The sequence below is a fragment of the Clostridioides sp. ZZV15-6597 genome, from assembly GCF_020657815.1.
GTDB lineage: Bacteria > Bacillota > Clostridia > Peptostreptococcales > Peptostreptococcaceae > Clostridioides.
The window spans coordinates 1-380 of the sequence record NZ_JAGWCT010000281.1 but is presented as its reverse complement, the minus strand read 5'-3'; the positions used below and the strand labels follow the sequence as shown (position 1 = coordinate 380).

1 protein-coding gene is annotated in these 380 nt (G+C 27.4%); it reads left to right on the top strand.

Annotation, left to right across the window (positions count from 1 at the left end):
- On the top strand, positions 1–380 hold a 380-nt coding region (locus KGF52_RS21740), incomplete at both ends, for a transposase (protein WP_227841542.1).

Genomic DNA, 380 nt, shown 5'->3' with positions numbered 1-380 from the left:
AATGGAAAGTATTGGTACTTGTCACTAGCAATGGAAGTTGAGGAAAAAACTGATATTAAACTTACTAATGAAAGTATTGGTGTTGATTTAGGTATCAAGGATTTAGCCATAGTTAGCAATATAGATGAACCTTTTAAAAACATTAATAAATCAAAAGAAGTTAAAAGATTAAATAAGAAACTTAGAAAACTTCAAAGGCAAGTTTCAAGGAAATATGATATGTTGAAAAGTGGTAACGCCTTTCAAAAAGGTGAAAAACTTTTAAAAACTCAAAATATCATAAAAGTTGAAAAGCAGATAAAGCTTGTCTATAAAAAACTTTCTGATATTAGATTAAATCATATACACCAAACTACTAATACAATAGTGAAAACCAAGCC